This window comes from Frankia tisae (assembly GCF_025403405.1).
Taxonomy (GTDB): Bacteria; Actinomycetota; Actinomycetes; order Frankiales; family Frankiaceae; genus Frankia; species Frankia tisai.
In genome coordinates, this window is the sequence record NZ_JANEZT010000176.1 from 1 (window position 1) to 13,626 (window position 13,626).

The window sequence follows — 13,626 nt, forward strand, 5'->3', positions numbered from 1 at the left end:
GACCACGCCCCCGTGACTGCGCCCCCCGGACCGCCAGCCTGGCCCCCGCCACCGCGAGAGCCGCTAACCGTACGTATCCATTTTCGCTAGTTGAGAAACAAGAGTGGGGGCACACGTGCGCCGCGCACCTGTCGCGTATAGCGCCATAGCCGTTGTGATCGCGACGGGCGTCGTCGCTTGTGGAGGAAGTGACTCGGGTGGCTCCGGCGGGTCGAGCGCCGCCGGGAAGAAGCAGACGGTCACCGTCACGATCACCTCGAAAATCTGTTCGCCGGACGTGGCGACGATCCCGTCAGGCCCGACCACGTTCAAGGTGGTCAACAAGGACGCCGGTGACGTCACCGAGGCCGAGCTGGTCGACGGCGACACCATTCTGGGCGAGAAGGAAAATCTCACCCCCGGCCTGTCAGGGACGTTCTCGCTGAATGTGAAGGCCGGCAAGTACCAGCTCTACTGCCCCGGCGCGGACACGGAGAAGGTCGACTTCACCGTCACCCAGGCCGCCGGCGCGACCGCCGCCGCAACCCGCAGCGCCGAGGTGACCACGGCGCTGAGCACTGCGACCACCGGCTACGCCACCTACGTCCGCCAGCAGGTCGCGGACCTGGTCACCACTACTGGCGCGTTCGTGACCGCGGTGAAGGCCGGCGACCTCGACCAGGCGGCCAAGCTCTACGGCGCACCGCGGCTGGACTACGAGCGGATCGAGCCGGTCGCCGAGTCGTTCGGCGACCTCGACCCCGCGATCGACGCCCGCATCGACGACGCACCCGACGCGGCGAGCTGGACCGGCTTCCACCGGCTGGAGAAGGCCATCTTCGCCGACCGTTCACTGGCCGGCACCGCGCCGATCGCCGACAAGCTCAACACCGACGTCGGCAAGCTCAACACGCTCGTGGCGAAGGCGACCTTCCAGCCGGCGCAGATCGCCAACGGCGCCACCGAGCTGCTCGACGAGGTCGGCAAGACGAAGATCACTGGCGAGGAGGAGCGGTACAGCAAGCTCGACCTCCTCGACATGCAGGGCAACATCGAGGGCGCGGACAAGGCGTTCACGCTGCTCGAGCCGGCGGTGAAGTCGCTCGACCCGAAGCTCGCCAGCACCGTGCGCACCCGCTTCACCGCCCTGGACAAGGCGCTGGACCCGTACAAGGAGGGCACCGGCTACGTCAACTACGACAAGGTGACGCAGAACCAGCGCCGCGGCCTGTCCCAGGCGGTCGACGCCCTGGCCGAGCCGCTGTCCCAGGTCGCAGGCGTCGTCGTCAGCTAGTCCGCTAGTCCGCTAGTCCGCCCCGGTGGAAGCCGGGCCACGCGACAGTGCGGTGGGCGGTGGGCCGCGCATCGCGAAGAACCAGGTCAGAGGGGCTGGGGGTCGGGCGTTCGCCCGCCCCCCAGCCCGCGGGTGAACCCCCTGACCCACGGGAGAGGGGCATTCGTCATGGTCGAACAAGTCGCGTTGTCGCGCCGGCGGGCGCTGTTCGGCGCCGCGGGCTTCGCCGGCGCAGGCATGGTCGCGGCCACCGCCGCGGGCTGCTCGGACGACTCGTCACCGGCGACCGCCACGGCGCCGCGGGGCACCGTGCCGTTCCACGGTGCACAGCAGGCCGGGATCACCACCGACGCCCAGGACCGGCTGGCGTTCGCCGCCTTCGACGTCTCCGCCGGAGTGAGCCGGGATCAGCTACGCGAGCTGCTCGTCGGCTGGACCGCCGCCGCCGCCCGCATGGCCGCCGGACAGGCCGTCGCCGACGACGCCGCCGCACCGCACTCGCCGCCGCGGGACACCGGCGAGGCGACCGGGCTGACTGCCGGCAACCTGACCATCACCTTCGGGGTCGGGCCGAGCCTGTTCGACGGACGCTTCGGCCTGGCCGGGCGCAGGCCCGCGGCGCTCGCCGACATCCCGCCGCTGCCCGGCGACAACCTCGACCCGCTGCGCAGCCGCGGCGACCTGTGCGTCCAGGCCTGCGCGGACGACCCGCAGGTCGCCTTCCACGCCGTGCGCAACCTGCGCCGCCTCGCCCAGGGCACCGCCGTGCTGCGCTGGTTCCAGCTCGGCTTCGGCCGGACCAGCACGACCAGCGACGGCCAGGACACCCCACGAAACCTGATGGGCTTCAAGGACGGCACGAACAACATCAAGCGTGAGGACACCGCCTCGCTGAACAGTCACGTCTGGGTCGGTGCCGACGCCGACCAGGCGTGGATGCGCGGTGGCACCTACGTCGTCACCCGCCGTATCCGAATGCTGCTGGAATCCTGGGACCGCGACTTCCTTCAGGACCAGGAGAACGTCTTCGGCCGGACGAAGGGCAGCGGCGCGCCGCTGGGCGCGGCCGAGGAGTTCGACCCGGTCCCGCTGACCGCCAAGGGCGCCGACGGCGAGCCGGTCATCCCCGCGGACGCCCACATCCGGCTCGCCGCCGCGGCGACCAACAACGGCGCGACGATCCTGCGCCGCGGCTACTCCTACACCGACGGCGTCAACCAGGAGACCGGGCAGCTCGACGCGGGCCTGTTCTTCATCGCCTTCCAGCGCGACCCCCGCACCGGCTTCATCCCGATCCAGCGCCGACTCGCCGCCTCGGACGCGCTCAACGAGTACATCGCCCACACCAGCAGCGCCGTGTTCGCGGTCCCGCCCGGCGTCCGCGACCCCAAGGACTTCTGGGCCAGCAGCCTGTTCACCACCTGACCGCAGGAGTTGCGATGGGCTGGAGGCGCAATGGACTGGGATGGTGCGGCGGCCGGGGGGCAGGACTGCTACTCGTGTGCGGGTAACGCGGCGCTGGCCGGGCTGCCGCCGCGGGAGCGGGTGTTGGTCGGGACCGGTTGGCGGGCCGCGCACGCGATCCGCACGGCGCTGCCGGGGTGGCTGGTCCTGGTGAGCCGGCGGCACGTCACCTCCCCGGCGGAGCTCACCGAGGCCGAGGCCGCCGAGCTCGGGGTGCTGACCTGGCGCCTGAGCCGGGCACTGGTCGAGGTGACCGGCTGCGTGAAGACCTACGTGGCCGCGTTCTCGGAGGCCGCCGGGTTCGAGCATCTCCACGTCCACGTTGTGCCACGCGCCGCCGATCTGCCCCCGGCGGACCAGGGCCCGGACGTCTTCACGTTCCTGCGCCGACCGGAGGCCGAATGGGTGCCACCGGCGGAGATGAACGACCTCGCGATCAGGCTCGCCGCAGCGCTCGGCGCCGCACCCTGACATTTTCTGGGCCGGCTCAGTCGACGACGGCCGGGGCGGTGGGGTCGTCCAGGTAGCCGAACATCATGGCGAGTTGGCCGGTGGTGTTGCGCTTCTCGGACAGCGACGGCAGGGCGTCACGCGGGAACCAGCCGACCTCGGAGGTCTCCAGACCACCTCCGGGAGTCCCGCCGACCACCCGGCACCGAACGAAGATCTTGTACGTGTCGTTCGGGTACGGCGGGTGGGCGTGGCGGCGCTTGTCGAGGACCGCGAGCAGGCGCTCCGGCTCGGCACGCAGCCCGGCCTCCTCGAAGATCTCCTTGACGACGACCTCGGCCGGGGTGAGGCCCACGTCGGCCCAGCCGCCGGGCAGCGACCAGCCGCCGTCCTCCTTCTCCCGGACCAGCAGGATCCGGTCGCCGTCGAACAGCACGCCGCGCACGTCGACCTTCGGCGTCTGGTACCCGACCTCACCGCCGAAGATGGCCTCCGCCGCCTCGACGGTGACGACGGCGCAGTGCGCCGCGATCTCGTAGCTGAGCCGCCGGAGCTGGGAAAACCGTTCGAGATCGTAGGGGTCCTGGGAGTAGGCCAGCCCAGCCTGGGCGATGGAGTGCAGCTCGCGCACCCACGGCAGCCAGTCGGGATTGCGGGACCCGACCTGTCCCCAGGACGGCTCGGGTGAGCCGGAGGGGTCGGGTGAGCCGGCTCCCGCGGGCACGGCACGTGGGGACACGGAGTCTGCTGTCATGCTGTGATCCTCTCCCGTCGTGTTGAGTCCCGGCTCGCTGGCCGTGGTTCACAGCCACGGTGATCATGGCGTTTCGTGATGCGCGGTCGACGGCGGCGCGGCGATCCGGCTAGCGTTCCCATCCCGTGGCACAGGTGATCGCGATGGCCTGGTCGGGGCGGGCGAAGGACGCGGCCGAATCGATCTGGCGGGGCCGGTGCGGTCGGCACGGGCTCGCTACGCGGCATGGGCCATCTCGCGCAGCTCGCCTGCATCCGGCTTCACGATCTGGCCGTTCGACGAGCCGGGCTGGCCCCGCGTCGTGGAGGTCTGTTCGCGGCTGTGCACGCCGGCGGGTGTGGTCAAGAGTCGCCACCTCAGTCGGCGCCGCAGTGACATGCGCCTGCGCCGCGGTCTTGGCGTCGACGCCGGTCCGACGGCACAACGACACGCGTGCAGCCGGCCGCGGCCACACGCACCGCGACCGGCTGTCACACCATGGAGCCGCCTACGAGGCGGCCGTTCCGCGGTAGCCCACCGGGCCCTCGTTCGGGAACTGGGCCGCGCCCTGGAACGAGGCGCCGTCGTTGAAGAAGGTCACGCTTCCGTTCCCCTGCGGGCCTGACCAGGACACCTGCGTTCCGGTCGCGGGCCGGCCCGACTGGGGCACGACACCGTTCCGGTTATTGATGACAATCTGCAGGTCGCTGTCCTTGTGCCAGTCCGCGCCCGAACCGCCCCACTGGATTTCGGTGTGGTAAAGGGACATATTTCCACCTTTCCTGTCCGCACGGCCGCATCTCGGCCCATGCAAGAATCCGGCCGGTGAAAGAGAACAGAACAACCAGCCGGGCCCGTCCCGCGAGACAGCCCACAACGGTCGGCGACCCATCGCACCGACGCGGAAAGTGAACCCCCGTGATTCAGCCGGCTGCCCGAAAAGGCGCATCTCGAACCGGCGCAGAGGAAGCGTAACGATCCCGGAACCTGGTGACAACACCCAGGTGCGGCAAAATACCGCACTCGATTACCAGGACCCATTATGCCCGTATTGCCCCGTCGGTATGGCCGTCCGGGAAGAGCCGTTGCCGCGCGGGCGCAGCCATTCACCTTCCGGCGCCGCCGGGAGTCGTGGCCCGGCCGTTGTTCACGACGCTCGCCTCGCTCGTCGCCCTCCCGGGCGAGCGGTCCGCCCGGCATCAGCTCGCCGGCCTGCTGATCAGCTTTCTCGGCGTCCTCGTCGTGCTCGGCGCCACTGGCGCGACGGCGATGGCGACGGCGGTCGGATCGGCAGAAGCGGTCGCTCTTCTCGTACCAGACCGGCACGCAGAGCACGACCGCACATTAGGGTGATTCGCGAGGGATCGTCCCAAAGGTGAGGGGGCTGGTCGTGGCGTCGAGCGCGGATCCACCCGACCTGGCTGGCGAGCGGCTGGATGACGGGCAGTGGTGGAAATCGCTCGCGGACGAGCGCACCCCGGTGGAGCTCAAGACGACCAGCCGCACTCGGCCCGGATGTACGACTACTACCTGGGCGGTAAGGACAACTTTCCCGCCGATCGGGAGGCCGCCGAGCGGGCCCTGTCGGTATTCCCGAACGCTCGCGTCGCCGCCCGGCAGAACCGGGAGTTCATGATCCGGGCGACGCGGTACCTGGCCGGCGAGGTCGGGATCCGCCAGTTTCTCGGCATCGGCACGGGCATCCCCACCAGCCCGAACCTGCACGAGGTCGCCCAGAGCATCGTCCCCGACGCCCGGGTCGTCTACGCCGACAACGACCCGATCATGCCTGCGTAGATCGGGCGTCTCACCAGCATCTTCAGGTAGTCGGGCCGACCCCTGGGTCCGCACCCGCGTTGCACACGCCGCACGGCCCGGACGCTGTACACCGTGCTGGCGGCCTGCCGGACTCTCGTCACGCCGTTAGATCGTTCGGCGGGCTGCGGTGAGGTTCGCGTGGAACGTTGCCAGCACTGGATGTCCCAGGGACCCGCTCCGCGTCGGCCAAGGTCGCCTCGCACGGCGCGATCGCCTGCGCCACCCGCCCCGCCGACTCGTAGGCGCCCGCTGGGTTCTGTGATGATCGGGGTAGTGTCGCTGGCCGCCGGGCGTCTTCCAGTCGCGTCGTCCCTAGATCAGTGTCACCTGCCCGGCCGGACACCGCCGCACTGGGCCATCCCCTGACACACGGTCACCGCCAGGCCCAGTTCAAGACCCGCTGCCGCACCTGCCCGCTACGCGGGCGTTGCACCACCTCCACAACCGGACGCACCCTCACCATCCACCCCCAGCACGCCCTGCTGGCCGCCGCCCGCCACAACGCCACCCACCCGGCATGGCAGGACGAGTACCGCCGATGGCGCCCCCCGGTAGAACGCAGCATCGCCTGACTGGTAACCCACAGCAACCGTCTGGTCCCCTACCGTGGCGTGGCTCGCAACGACACCTGGCTCCACCACCGGGCAGCCGCCCTCAACCTCCGCCGGCTGATCGACCTCGGACTCACCCGCACCAGCACCAGCTGGACCCTGACTGCGGCACCCACCTGACAATCCACAGCCACCCGCCCCAACCAGCCCCAACACAAGATTTTCAGTGACCTTCCAGGAGGTCCGGTCGATCATGTGGCGGCATCCACGCTCGCCGAGCATGTAGCTGGAGAGATCGCAGACTCGGTGGCGAGGCCGATCAGCTCATCGAGTCGGTCGCGCGCCCTGGTCAGGTCGTCGATCTGGGTCCGGATGCGGTCGCGTTCGTCCTTGAGTCGCTGTGTCATCCGTGGGGTCGCGACGAGGGTGTCCAGGAAGGGCAGGACCTGCAAGATCGCTTTGCTGCTCAGCCCGGCCGAGTAGAGAAGCTGGATGAACTTCACCCGCTCAACGGCGGACTCGGGATACTGCCGGTGGCCGCTGGGGCTGCGGTCGGCGATGACGAGCCCCTGCTCTTCGTAGTACCGCAGCGCACGGACGCTGACCCCAGCCCCTTCGGCCACCTTTCCGATACGCATGGCACCTCCCGGGCGGAACGGACTTGATCCTCACGTTGACGTGAGGTTTTAGCGTACGTCCTATGAACATCCACGGAGCCACTGCGCTCGTCACCGGAGCCAACCGCGGCATCGGCCGTCATCTCGCTGCCCAGCTCGTCGAGCGGGGCGCGAAAGTCTACGCGACCGCCCGTCGACCCGAGTCGATCGATCTCGACGGTGTCGAGGTCCTCGCCCTGGATATCTCCGACCCCCTCGCCGTCGCGGCGGCAGCCCGCGCAGCGGGCGACGTCAACCTGCTCGTCAACAACGCCGGAATCGGCGGAGGCACCCTGCTCGGTGACCTGGACGCTGTCCGTGCCGCACTGGACGTGAACTTCTGGGGCACGCTGTCCATGGCCCGCGCCTTCGCGCCGGTCCTCGCGGCGAACGGCGGGGGCGCCATGGTGAACATCGCCTCGTCGGCGTCCTGGTTCGTCTTCCCCGGCAGCAGCGCCTACGCGGTCTCAAAGGCCGCCGTCTGGAGCATGAGCAACGCCTTGCGCCAGGAACTGGCCGGGCAGGGCACGAGCGTCACCTCGGTGCACCTCGGAGCGGCGGACACCGACATGATGAAGGGCTACGACGTACCCAAGATGGACCCGGTCGATGTCGCCCGTATCACCCTCGACGGTGTCGAGACCGACGCGTTCGAGGTTGTCGTCGACGAGTTCACCTCGATGGTCAAGGCGTCGCTGAGCAAGGACCCGCGCGACTTCGACAAGCAGTTCCAGCAATTCCTGAACTCCTGACCACAGCCAGGGGCCCTGATCGGGAGGCGGCGTCGGTTCCGGCCTTGGCCAGTTGGTCACAGCTGATGCGGTGGTACGAGCGTAGGAGCCGACGTACCCGTCGGGTCATGCTCACCGGCTTGCCCTGGTCTTTGCCGACCTGCAGGTCCTGCTGCAGTGGGACGACGAAGGAAACGACCGGCGGCTGGCCTTGGACCTGTTCGACGCCTTCGGCTCCAAGGAGAAGACGCTGCACGCCAATCTGGGCGGGCACACCGGCGTCCCGCAGTTCGAGGGCGACGATGGGAACCGGTTCTTCGCCCGGCACCTGAAGTGAGACCGGGCCGTCAGGCCGGCAGCAGACGATAGGAGCCGTCGGCCAGGACGCCGCTCATCGAGGACAGGTCCCAGCCCTCCTCGATGGCGGTGGCCGACAGACGCAAAACCGTCCCGACTGCGGCGGTACCGGCCATCGGCGGTACCGGCCGTGGTCGGGACGGCGCGTCTCGAGACTGACCTCGGCGAAGGCCCCGCTGGTGTTGGTGTCATGATCCGTTCCAGGGCCGGCACACCGGGGTCGAGCTGGGCCGGAAACGTGTCGAGTACGAGCGCGCAATGATTGATCAAATTTTGGTCGGCGTTCCACCCGCGAACCTCGCGAGGCTCCCGACTTGCCGTGTGCAACCCAGGGGTGGTACCAATCGTGTTGGCGTAGGTTCTGGCTTCTCGCCAGCATACTTTGGCAATCGGGCGAACAACGGGTCCGTACCCGCGTTGCACACGCATGGCTCGGCCCGTGCGACCGCACGACGCAGCAGCGACTCCCGGGGACCATCCTCCCGTCAAAATGCGGGAGATGAGCAAACGTCTTCCGTGCTACGGTGCGCCTATGTCATCGATCAAGCAATTTCAAGTCACCTTTGACTGCGCAGAACCTGAGCGCGTCGCTCGCTTTTGGTGCGAGGTGTTGGGGTACGTTGTGTCGCCGCCCCCGAAGGGGTTCGCCACCTGGGAGGATTTCAACCGCTCCCGGTTTCCCGAGGATCAGGGTTCATGGTTCGCCTGCATTGATCCCTCGGGCGTGGGCCCGCGACTGTTCTTTCAGTGCGTTCCCGAAGGAAAGGTCGTCAAGAATCGGCTGCATCTTGACGTGAGGGTCGGCTCCGGGCTCGTGGGTGAAGAGCGCCTCGCCACGCTCGAAGCTGAATGCGCACGACTGTCCGTGCTCGGCGCGGTGCGCGTGCGACTGCTGTATGACGGCCACGACTCCTGCATCGTGATGCAGGACATCGAGGGAAACGAGTTTTGTCTTGACTGAGCATCCTCTGGGACCAGCGAGGTGGTGAGCCGTCTTCCTTGAGCCTCTCTCAAAGCCAGTCCCGTGTGGGGCGGGAGTTATCCCGTGAGGGCAAGGTCGTGCGGTCGTGCGGTGCCGAGCATCGCGGTGCGGTACAGCCATCCGTACAGCTAAGCCCGGGACGCCAGCCGACCAGAGCGAACTCCAGTGGACGCAGTCAGGGCTGTGACCGCGAACGAAGGACGATCATGGGCGTCCGGACGCGCCGGGCCGATCTTGCAGTCGGGTGGTAGCGCGTGAAGTGCTGCCGCGCCGCTCCCGTTCCTCGGCGCTGGCGCGCCTGCGGTACGGGTCGGCTTGCCAACGGAGGCGCTCAGCCGGCAGACCGAGGCGGACGATGATCACAGCCTTCCATGTGCAACCAAGGGGTGGTACCGATCGTGCTGACTCACGCCCGGGCCCTGCTCACCGGCACCGAGTCGGGGCGAACCGCCTACATCGACGCCGACCTGCACGACACCGAGCACATTCTCGACGCCCCGGAGCTGCGCGAGACGCTCGACCTGTCCCGCCCGGTCTCCCTGTCCCTGATCTCGATCTTCCCGTTCATCCCGGACGCCGACGATCCGCACGGCATCCTGCACCGGTTCCTCGACTCCCTGGTGCCCGGCAGCCATCTTGTCCTCACCCACCTGTCCGCCGACTTCGATCCTCCCGCGGCGGCGCAGCTCATGGACACCTACCACCAGCAGGGCATCCCGCTGCAGCTACGAAGCCGCGCGGAGGTCGAAGGGCTGTTCGCCGGCCTGGACCTGATCGACCCCGGCGTGCAGATCGTGCACCGCTGGCGTCCCGACGGCACCGCGGCGGACCTGACCGACCTCCAGGTCGCCGGTTACGGCGGCGTCGCCGTCAAGCGCTAGCGGGCTCCACCGCATCAGTCAGTTCCGCGCCATCCGGGTCGCCGGAGGGGCGGCCGGCCTCCTGGCTGCCGGCAACGGCTCGGGGTCTCTCGACGAGGGTGGGCGGTTCGGTGGGGCCGTGGGCGAGAACCTGCTGCAGGCGTTCGGTGTCGAGGACGCCTTCCCAGCGGGCGACGACGAGGGTGGCGAGGGTGTTCCCGCAGACGTTCGTCAGCGCCCGGCATTCGGACATGAACTTGTCGATGCCGAAGATGAGCATGATGGCGGCCACCGGGATCGTGTCGACCGTGGAAAGCGTGGCGGCGAGGACGATGAATTCGGAGCCGGTGACGCCCGCGGCGCCCTTCGAGGTCAGCAGCAGAACCCCGACGATGGCGAGCTGTTGGCCGATCGACAGGTCGACGTCGACGGCCTGGGCGAGGTAGAGGGCGGAGAGGGTCAGGTAGATGCAGGCGCCGTCGAGGTTGAACGAGTATCCGGTCGGGACGGTGAGCCCGACGACCTGACGGGGGGCGCCGAGAGCTTCAAGCTTGCGCATGAGCTGGGGTAGCACCGGTTCCGAGGAGGAGATGCCCAGGACGATGAGCAGCTCCTCCCGAATGTAGCGCAACAGCCGAAAGATGTTGATGCCGAGGGCGGCGGCGATCGAACCCAGAATGGCGAGGAAGAAGAACACCGAGATGCCATAGAAGACGCCGATGAGCTTGCCGAGGCTGGTCAGCGTGTCGACGCCGTACTTGCCGATGGTGAAGGCCATGGCCCCGAACAGCACCGCGAAGAAAAGCACCTGCAGGATGTCGCCGTCGGCGAAGGCGCCGACCACGCTGCCCGGCACGATGTCGGACAGGTAATGGCCCCAGCCCTCGCTCCTGCCCTGCTTGATGTAGCCGCCCACGGTGTCGTTGACGGCGAGGCCGGCGGGGTCCGCGTGCACCCCGTCCCCGGGTCGGAACACGTTCATCACAACCAGGCCGAGCAGGAGCGCGACGCTGGTGACGGCCTCGAAGTAGACGATGGACTTCAGGCCGACGCGGCCGACCTTGCGCAGGTTGTCGACCTGCGCGATACCACCGACGACGGTGCGGAACACGATGGGCGCGACGACCATCTTGATGGCGTCGACGAAGGTCGTGCCCAGCGGCTGGAGGCGAACCGCGAAATCCGGGGCGAGCTGGCCTGTGACAATGCCCGCGGCGATACCGGCGAGGACCCACACGTACAACTGGCGATACCACGGACGGTGGACTCGCGGGGGCGGTGGAGCGTGCACGGCCACATATGCTTCCTTGCCGAGCGGGAAGACTTTTTCCCGATGGCGTAGATGTTCGCAACCACACTACTCAGCACCGGACCCCGTGTCACGGTTCTGCTCATATTCTCCAGTCTCGGCCCCATCGTGCCAATGAGCCGTGGATGGCGGATGCTGACACGACCGCAATACCGCGACGTGACCGCGGGTTCTGTACAGTCGTCGGTCGGGTCGACGTATTTTTCCGACATCTGGTCGACCAGATTGCCGGATTCTCCGTCATCGGCATCGTCCACAGCGGCGCCGAGGCTCTGGAGTTCGTCTCCCGCGGTCATCCGCATCTCGTACTGCTCGATTTCCTCCTGCCCGACACGACGGGCGTGGAGGTGTGCCGCACGCTGCGCTCCCGGGGCGCCGTGCTCGACATCATCGCCGTCACCTCGGCCAGTGACCTTGCGACGGTCAAGGCCACGCTGTCGTACGGGGTCGTCCAGTACCTGGTGAAACCGCTCGGCGCCGCGACCCTGCGTGACCGTCTCCACCGGTTCGCGACGGCGCACCGCCAGCTGGCGACCGCTCCCCCGCACCATCTCAGCCAGGGAGAGGTCGATCGCGCTCTGGCCGCGCTCCGGCCGGCGGTCGCCCCGGTCGCGGACCAGCCCAAGGGCGTGTCCGCCACGACCCTCGACTCCGTCGTGGCCCAGTTACGGGCCGAGACGGTGCCGGCCTCCGCCGAGGACATCGCCGCCGCTATCGGAGTGTCCCGCGCCACGGCCCGCCGCTACCTGGAACACCTGGCCGTCCACCGGCTGGCGACCCGTACCCATCGCTACGGGCGGTCCGGCCGTCCCGGGAACCCGTACCGCTGGCAGCGGAGCATAGGACTCCCCTCGGCTCCAATTTTTACCGACCCTTGGGTTGACAATAATTGGCAAGATTGTTACCAATGTCACGGAGATGCAGGATCGTTGCCGCTCCCGGCGACAGGAGAGTCGATGATCGACCAATCGCAACTGATCATCAATGGTGAGCTCGTCGCCGCGGGCTCCGGGCGGACGTTCGAGAACATCAACCCCGCCACGGAGAAGGTCCTCGGAGTCGCCGCCGACGCGGGACCGGTCGACCTCGACGCGGCGGTCGCGGCGGACTCGCCGTTCGGCGGCTACAAGCAGAGTGGCCTCGGCCGGGAGAACGGCATCCCCGGCTTCGAGTCCTTCCTGGAGATCAAGACGATCGGGTACCCGCCGGCCTGATGCGCGCCGCGCGTCGGTCGACGGAGGAGGATCTCACCGATCCCATCGAGCTGATCGAACCTCGCGACGTCAGCGCCTTCCTCGTCTCCGACGAAGCCCGCATGATCACCGGCTCGACCATCGCCGTCGACGCCGGCTCGATGGCCCGCCCCTGACCGGGGTCACAGCTCCAAGCCCTGGTGCACGGGCGCCTTCGTCCCTGACAGGCGCCCGATTGACAGCCCTCTCCCCCCTCCCTACCATCAGCCCAATATTTTGCACTCATGATGCATTCAAGTGCACCCTTGAGGGGAGCTAGATGGTCTGGGTGTCTGGGTGCCGGCGGCACGTTGCCCTCGCCCTCGAGCCGGAACTGATCGTCTGCGACGAACCGGTTTCGGCTCTCGACGTCTCCATCCAGGCTCAGATCCTGGACCTGCTCGCCCACGTCCAGGACGAGACCGGTGTGGCGTACCTGTTCATCTCCCACGACCTCGCCGTCGTCAGCCAGGTCGCCCACCGCGTCGCCGTCATGCAGGCCGGACGCATCGTCGAAACCGGCCCCACCGGCGAGGTGTTCACCCACCCCCGCCACGACCACACCCGCGAACTGCTTGCCGCCGTTCCTGGCGCGAGCATCGATCCGTGACGCCGGCGTCTCGTCGACAGCGCCCCGGCTACCCCGCACGATCCCCGATGAGGAAGCAGCGGACCGCACACTCGTGACAAGCCATGACGCCGCCACATCCGACGCCGCCACATCCGACGCCAGCGCGGCGACAGCCGACGAGACGGCCGCCCGCCTCGCCCGGCTGGAAGCCGAACGGGACATCCAGCGCACCTTCGCCCGCTTCTTCCGGCTCGTCGACACCCGCCGGTACGAGCGCATCGCCGCCGAATGCCTCACCCCCGACGCCGACCTCGACGTCCACATCCCCGCGTCGCTCCGGCTACGCGGCCACGACGAGTTCACCCGGCACATGCTCACCCGGGTCGCGCCCGCCTCCCAGATGGTTGCGCACGTACCCGGACTCGCCGTCGTCGACTGGGACGACACCGGCCAGCCCCACCTGTCGGCCTACACCACCGGCTGGCACTGGTACACCGCCCACGCCTACCGCGGCGACCTGCGCCCCGCCGACTGGACCACCATCGGCCTGGTCGAGGACGCCTACCGCCACCACGACGGCCGCTGGCTCATCGCCCGCCGGCGCGTCACCGCTGTGGCCGGGCTGGTCGCCGCCGGTTC

18 protein-coding genes and 2 pseudogenes are annotated in these 13,626 nt (G+C 68.7%); 14 read left to right on the forward strand and 6 right to left on the reverse strand.

Going from position 1 to position 13,626, the window contains the following annotated elements:
* Window positions 1–154 precede the first annotated feature (154 nt).
* The 3 genes from efeO to NBZ85_RS17470 all read left to right on the forward strand — a co-directional run bounded on the left by efeO (window position 155) and on the right by NBZ85_RS17470 (window position 3,208).
* Window positions 155–1,273 carry an iron uptake system protein EfeO gene (efeO, locus tag NBZ85_RS17460; protein WP_261557765.1) on the forward strand — a complete coding sequence of 373 codons (1,119 nt, stop codon included), beginning with the start codon at window positions 155–157 and terminating at the stop codon, window positions 1,271–1,273.
* Between the two features lie 168 nt (window positions 1,274–1,441).
* Window positions 1,442–2,698 (forward strand): iron uptake transporter deferrochelatase/peroxidase subunit, encoded by a 1,257-nt coding sequence (gene efeB, locus NBZ85_RS17465; RefSeq protein WP_261557768.1) that lies wholly within the window; start codon window positions 1,442–1,444, stop codon window positions 2,696–2,698.
* A 30-nt stretch (window positions 2,699–2,728) separates the two neighbouring features.
* Window positions 2,729–3,208, forward strand: a complete 480-nt coding sequence (locus NBZ85_RS17470) for an HIT family protein (RefSeq protein WP_261557769.1) — start codon at window positions 2,729–2,731, stop codon at window positions 3,206–3,208.
* 16 nt (window positions 3,209–3,224) lie between these two features.
* Here the strand turns inward: NBZ85_RS17470 and NBZ85_RS17475 are convergent, their stop codons facing one another.
* From NBZ85_RS17475 to NBZ85_RS17485, 3 genes are all read right to left on the reverse strand, one after another.
* The gene (locus tag NBZ85_RS17475; protein WP_261557770.1) at window positions 3,225–3,941 is read right to left on the reverse strand and encodes an NUDIX hydrolase; all 717 of its coding nucleotides are present in this window, start codon (window positions 3,939–3,941) and stop codon (window positions 3,225–3,227) included.
* 216 nt (window positions 3,942–4,157) lie between these two features.
* The gene (locus NBZ85_RS17480; RefSeq protein ID WP_261557772.1) at window positions 4,158–4,286 is read right to left on the reverse strand and encodes a hypothetical protein; all 129 of its coding nucleotides are present in this window, start codon (window positions 4,284–4,286) and stop codon (window positions 4,158–4,160) included.
* 142 nt (window positions 4,287–4,428) lie between these two features.
* Window positions 4,429–4,689, reverse strand: coding sequence for a hypothetical protein (locus tag NBZ85_RS17485; protein ID WP_261557774.1), 261 nt, complete (start codon window positions 4,687–4,689; stop codon window positions 4,429–4,431).
* Between the two features lie 362 nt (window positions 4,690–5,051).
* Between NBZ85_RS17485 and NBZ85_RS17490 the strand changes: the two genes are divergently transcribed.
* From NBZ85_RS17490 to NBZ85_RS33810, 3 genes and pseudogenes are all read left to right on the forward strand, one after another.
* The gene (locus NBZ85_RS17490; RefSeq protein ID WP_261557775.1) at window positions 5,052–5,273 is read left to right on the forward strand and encodes a hypothetical protein; all 222 of its coding nucleotides are present in this window, start codon (window positions 5,052–5,054) and stop codon (window positions 5,271–5,273) included.
* A gap of 37 nt (window positions 5,274–5,310) precedes the next feature.
* Window positions 5,311–5,708 (forward strand): annotated as a pseudogene (locus NBZ85_RS17495) (SAM-dependent methyltransferase); the annotation flags it as partial.
* A 350-nt stretch (window positions 5,709–6,058) separates the two neighbouring features.
* Window positions 6,059–6,310, forward strand: a complete 252-nt coding sequence (locus NBZ85_RS33810; protein ID WP_372517753.1) for a transposase — start codon at window positions 6,059–6,061, stop codon at window positions 6,308–6,310.
* A gap of 230 nt (window positions 6,311–6,540) precedes the next feature.
* On the opposite strand, the gene NBZ85_RS17505 is transcribed toward NBZ85_RS33810, so the two are convergent.
* Entirely contained in the window at window positions 6,541–6,927 is a 387-nt protein-coding gene (locus NBZ85_RS17505) for a MerR family transcriptional regulator (RefSeq protein WP_261557777.1), read from the reverse strand.
* A 62-nt stretch (window positions 6,928–6,989) separates the two neighbouring features.
* On the opposite strand from NBZ85_RS17505, the gene NBZ85_RS17510 reads away from it, so the two are divergent.
* Together NBZ85_RS17510 and NBZ85_RS17515 are read left to right on the forward strand one after the other, a co-directional pair.
* Window positions 6,990–7,697, forward strand: a complete 708-nt coding sequence (locus tag NBZ85_RS17510) for an SDR family oxidoreductase (RefSeq protein WP_261557779.1) — start codon at window positions 6,990–6,992, stop codon at window positions 7,695–7,697.
* Window positions 7,698–7,887: 190 nt separating this feature from the next.
* Entirely contained in the window at window positions 7,888–8,013 is a 126-nt protein-coding gene (locus NBZ85_RS17515) for a hypothetical protein (protein WP_261557781.1), read from the forward strand.
* A gap of 10 nt (window positions 8,014–8,023) precedes the next feature.
* On the opposite strand, the gene NBZ85_RS17520 is transcribed toward NBZ85_RS17515, so the two are convergent.
* Window positions 8,024–8,149 (reverse strand): hypothetical protein, encoded by a 126-nt coding sequence (locus NBZ85_RS17520; RefSeq protein WP_261557783.1) that lies wholly within the window; start codon window positions 8,147–8,149, stop codon window positions 8,024–8,026.
* A 416-nt stretch (window positions 8,150–8,565) separates the two neighbouring features.
* On the opposite strand from NBZ85_RS17520, the gene NBZ85_RS17525 reads away from it, so the two are divergent.
* The gene (locus tag NBZ85_RS17525) at window positions 8,566–8,994 is read left to right on the forward strand and encodes a VOC family protein (RefSeq protein ID WP_261557784.1); all 429 of its coding nucleotides are present in this window, start codon (window positions 8,566–8,568) and stop codon (window positions 8,992–8,994) included.
* Between the two features lie 419 nt (window positions 8,995–9,413).
* Window positions 9,414–9,896, forward strand: coding sequence for an SAM-dependent methyltransferase (locus NBZ85_RS17530; protein ID WP_261557787.1), 483 nt, complete (start codon window positions 9,414–9,416; stop codon window positions 9,894–9,896).
* On the opposite strand, the gene NBZ85_RS17535 is transcribed toward NBZ85_RS17530, so the two are convergent.
* The gene (locus tag NBZ85_RS17535) at window positions 9,886–11,112 is read right to left on the reverse strand and encodes a cation:dicarboxylate symporter family transporter (protein ID WP_261557792.1); all 1,227 of its coding nucleotides are present in this window, start codon (window positions 11,110–11,112) and stop codon (window positions 9,886–9,888) included. The two genes, NBZ85_RS17530 and NBZ85_RS17535, sit on opposite strands and share 11 nt — an antisense overlap.
* A gap of 197 nt (window positions 11,113–11,309) precedes the next feature.
* On the opposite strand from NBZ85_RS17535, the gene NBZ85_RS32725 reads away from it, so the two are divergent.
* From NBZ85_RS32725 to NBZ85_RS17560, 4 genes and pseudogenes are all read left to right on the forward strand, one after another.
* A complete protein-coding gene (locus NBZ85_RS32725; protein ID WP_308205012.1) occupies window positions 11,310–12,398 on the forward strand; it encodes an aldehyde dehydrogenase family protein in 1,089 nt (362 codons plus the stop codon).
* Complete coding sequence (locus NBZ85_RS17550) at window positions 12,398–12,553, forward strand: SDR family oxidoreductase (protein WP_261557789.1); 156 nt, start codon at window positions 12,398–12,400, stop codon at window positions 12,551–12,553. Before NBZ85_RS32725 ends, NBZ85_RS17550 begins: the two co-directional genes overlap by 1 nt.
* Before the next feature lie 176 nt (window positions 12,554–12,729).
* A pseudogene (locus NBZ85_RS17555) lies at window positions 12,730–13,026 on the forward strand (ABC transporter ATP-binding protein); the annotation flags it as partial.
* 73 nt (window positions 13,027–13,099) lie between these two features.
* The coding region (locus tag NBZ85_RS17560; protein ID WP_261562246.1) for a nuclear transport factor 2 family protein at window positions 13,100–13,626 on the forward strand (527 nt) is incomplete at its 3' end.

Bases quoted from the DNA above. Each gene is read 5' to 3' on its own strand.
- efeB (WP_261557768.1), top strand. From the start codon at position 1,442: ATGGTCGAACAAGTCGCGTTGTCGCGCCGGCGGGCGCTGTTCGGCGCC.
- NBZ85_RS17470 (WP_261557769.1), top strand. From the start codon at position 2,729: ATGGACTGGGATGGTGCGGCGGCCGGGGGGCAGGACTGCTACTCGTGT.
- NBZ85_RS17475 (WP_261557770.1), bottom strand. From the start codon at position 3,941: ATGACAGCAGACTCCGTGTCCCCACGTGCCGTGCCCGCGGGAGCCGGC.
- NBZ85_RS17485 (WP_261557774.1), bottom strand. From the start codon at position 4,689: ATGTCCCTTTACCACACCGAAATCCAGTGGGGCGGTTCGGGCGCGGAC.
- NBZ85_RS17505 (WP_261557777.1), bottom strand. From the start codon at position 6,927: ATGCGTATCGGAAAGGTGGCCGAAGGGGCTGGGGTCAGCGTCCGTGCG.
- NBZ85_RS17510 (WP_261557779.1), top strand. From the start codon at position 6,990: ATGAACATCCACGGAGCCACTGCGCTCGTCACCGGAGCCAACCGCGGC.
- NBZ85_RS17520 (WP_261557783.1), bottom strand. From the start codon at position 8,149: ATGGCCGGTACCGCCGCAGTCGGGACGGTTTTGCGTCTGTCGGCCACC.
- NBZ85_RS17525 (WP_261557784.1), top strand. From the start codon at position 8,566: ATGTCATCGATCAAGCAATTTCAAGTCACCTTTGACTGCGCAGAACCT.
- NBZ85_RS32725 (WP_308205012.1), top strand. From the start codon at position 11,310: ATGGCGGATGCTGACACGACCGCAATACCGCGACGTGACCGCGGGTTC.
- NBZ85_RS17550 (WP_261557789.1), top strand. From the start codon at position 12,398: ATGCGCGCCGCGCGTCGGTCGACGGAGGAGGATCTCACCGATCCCATC.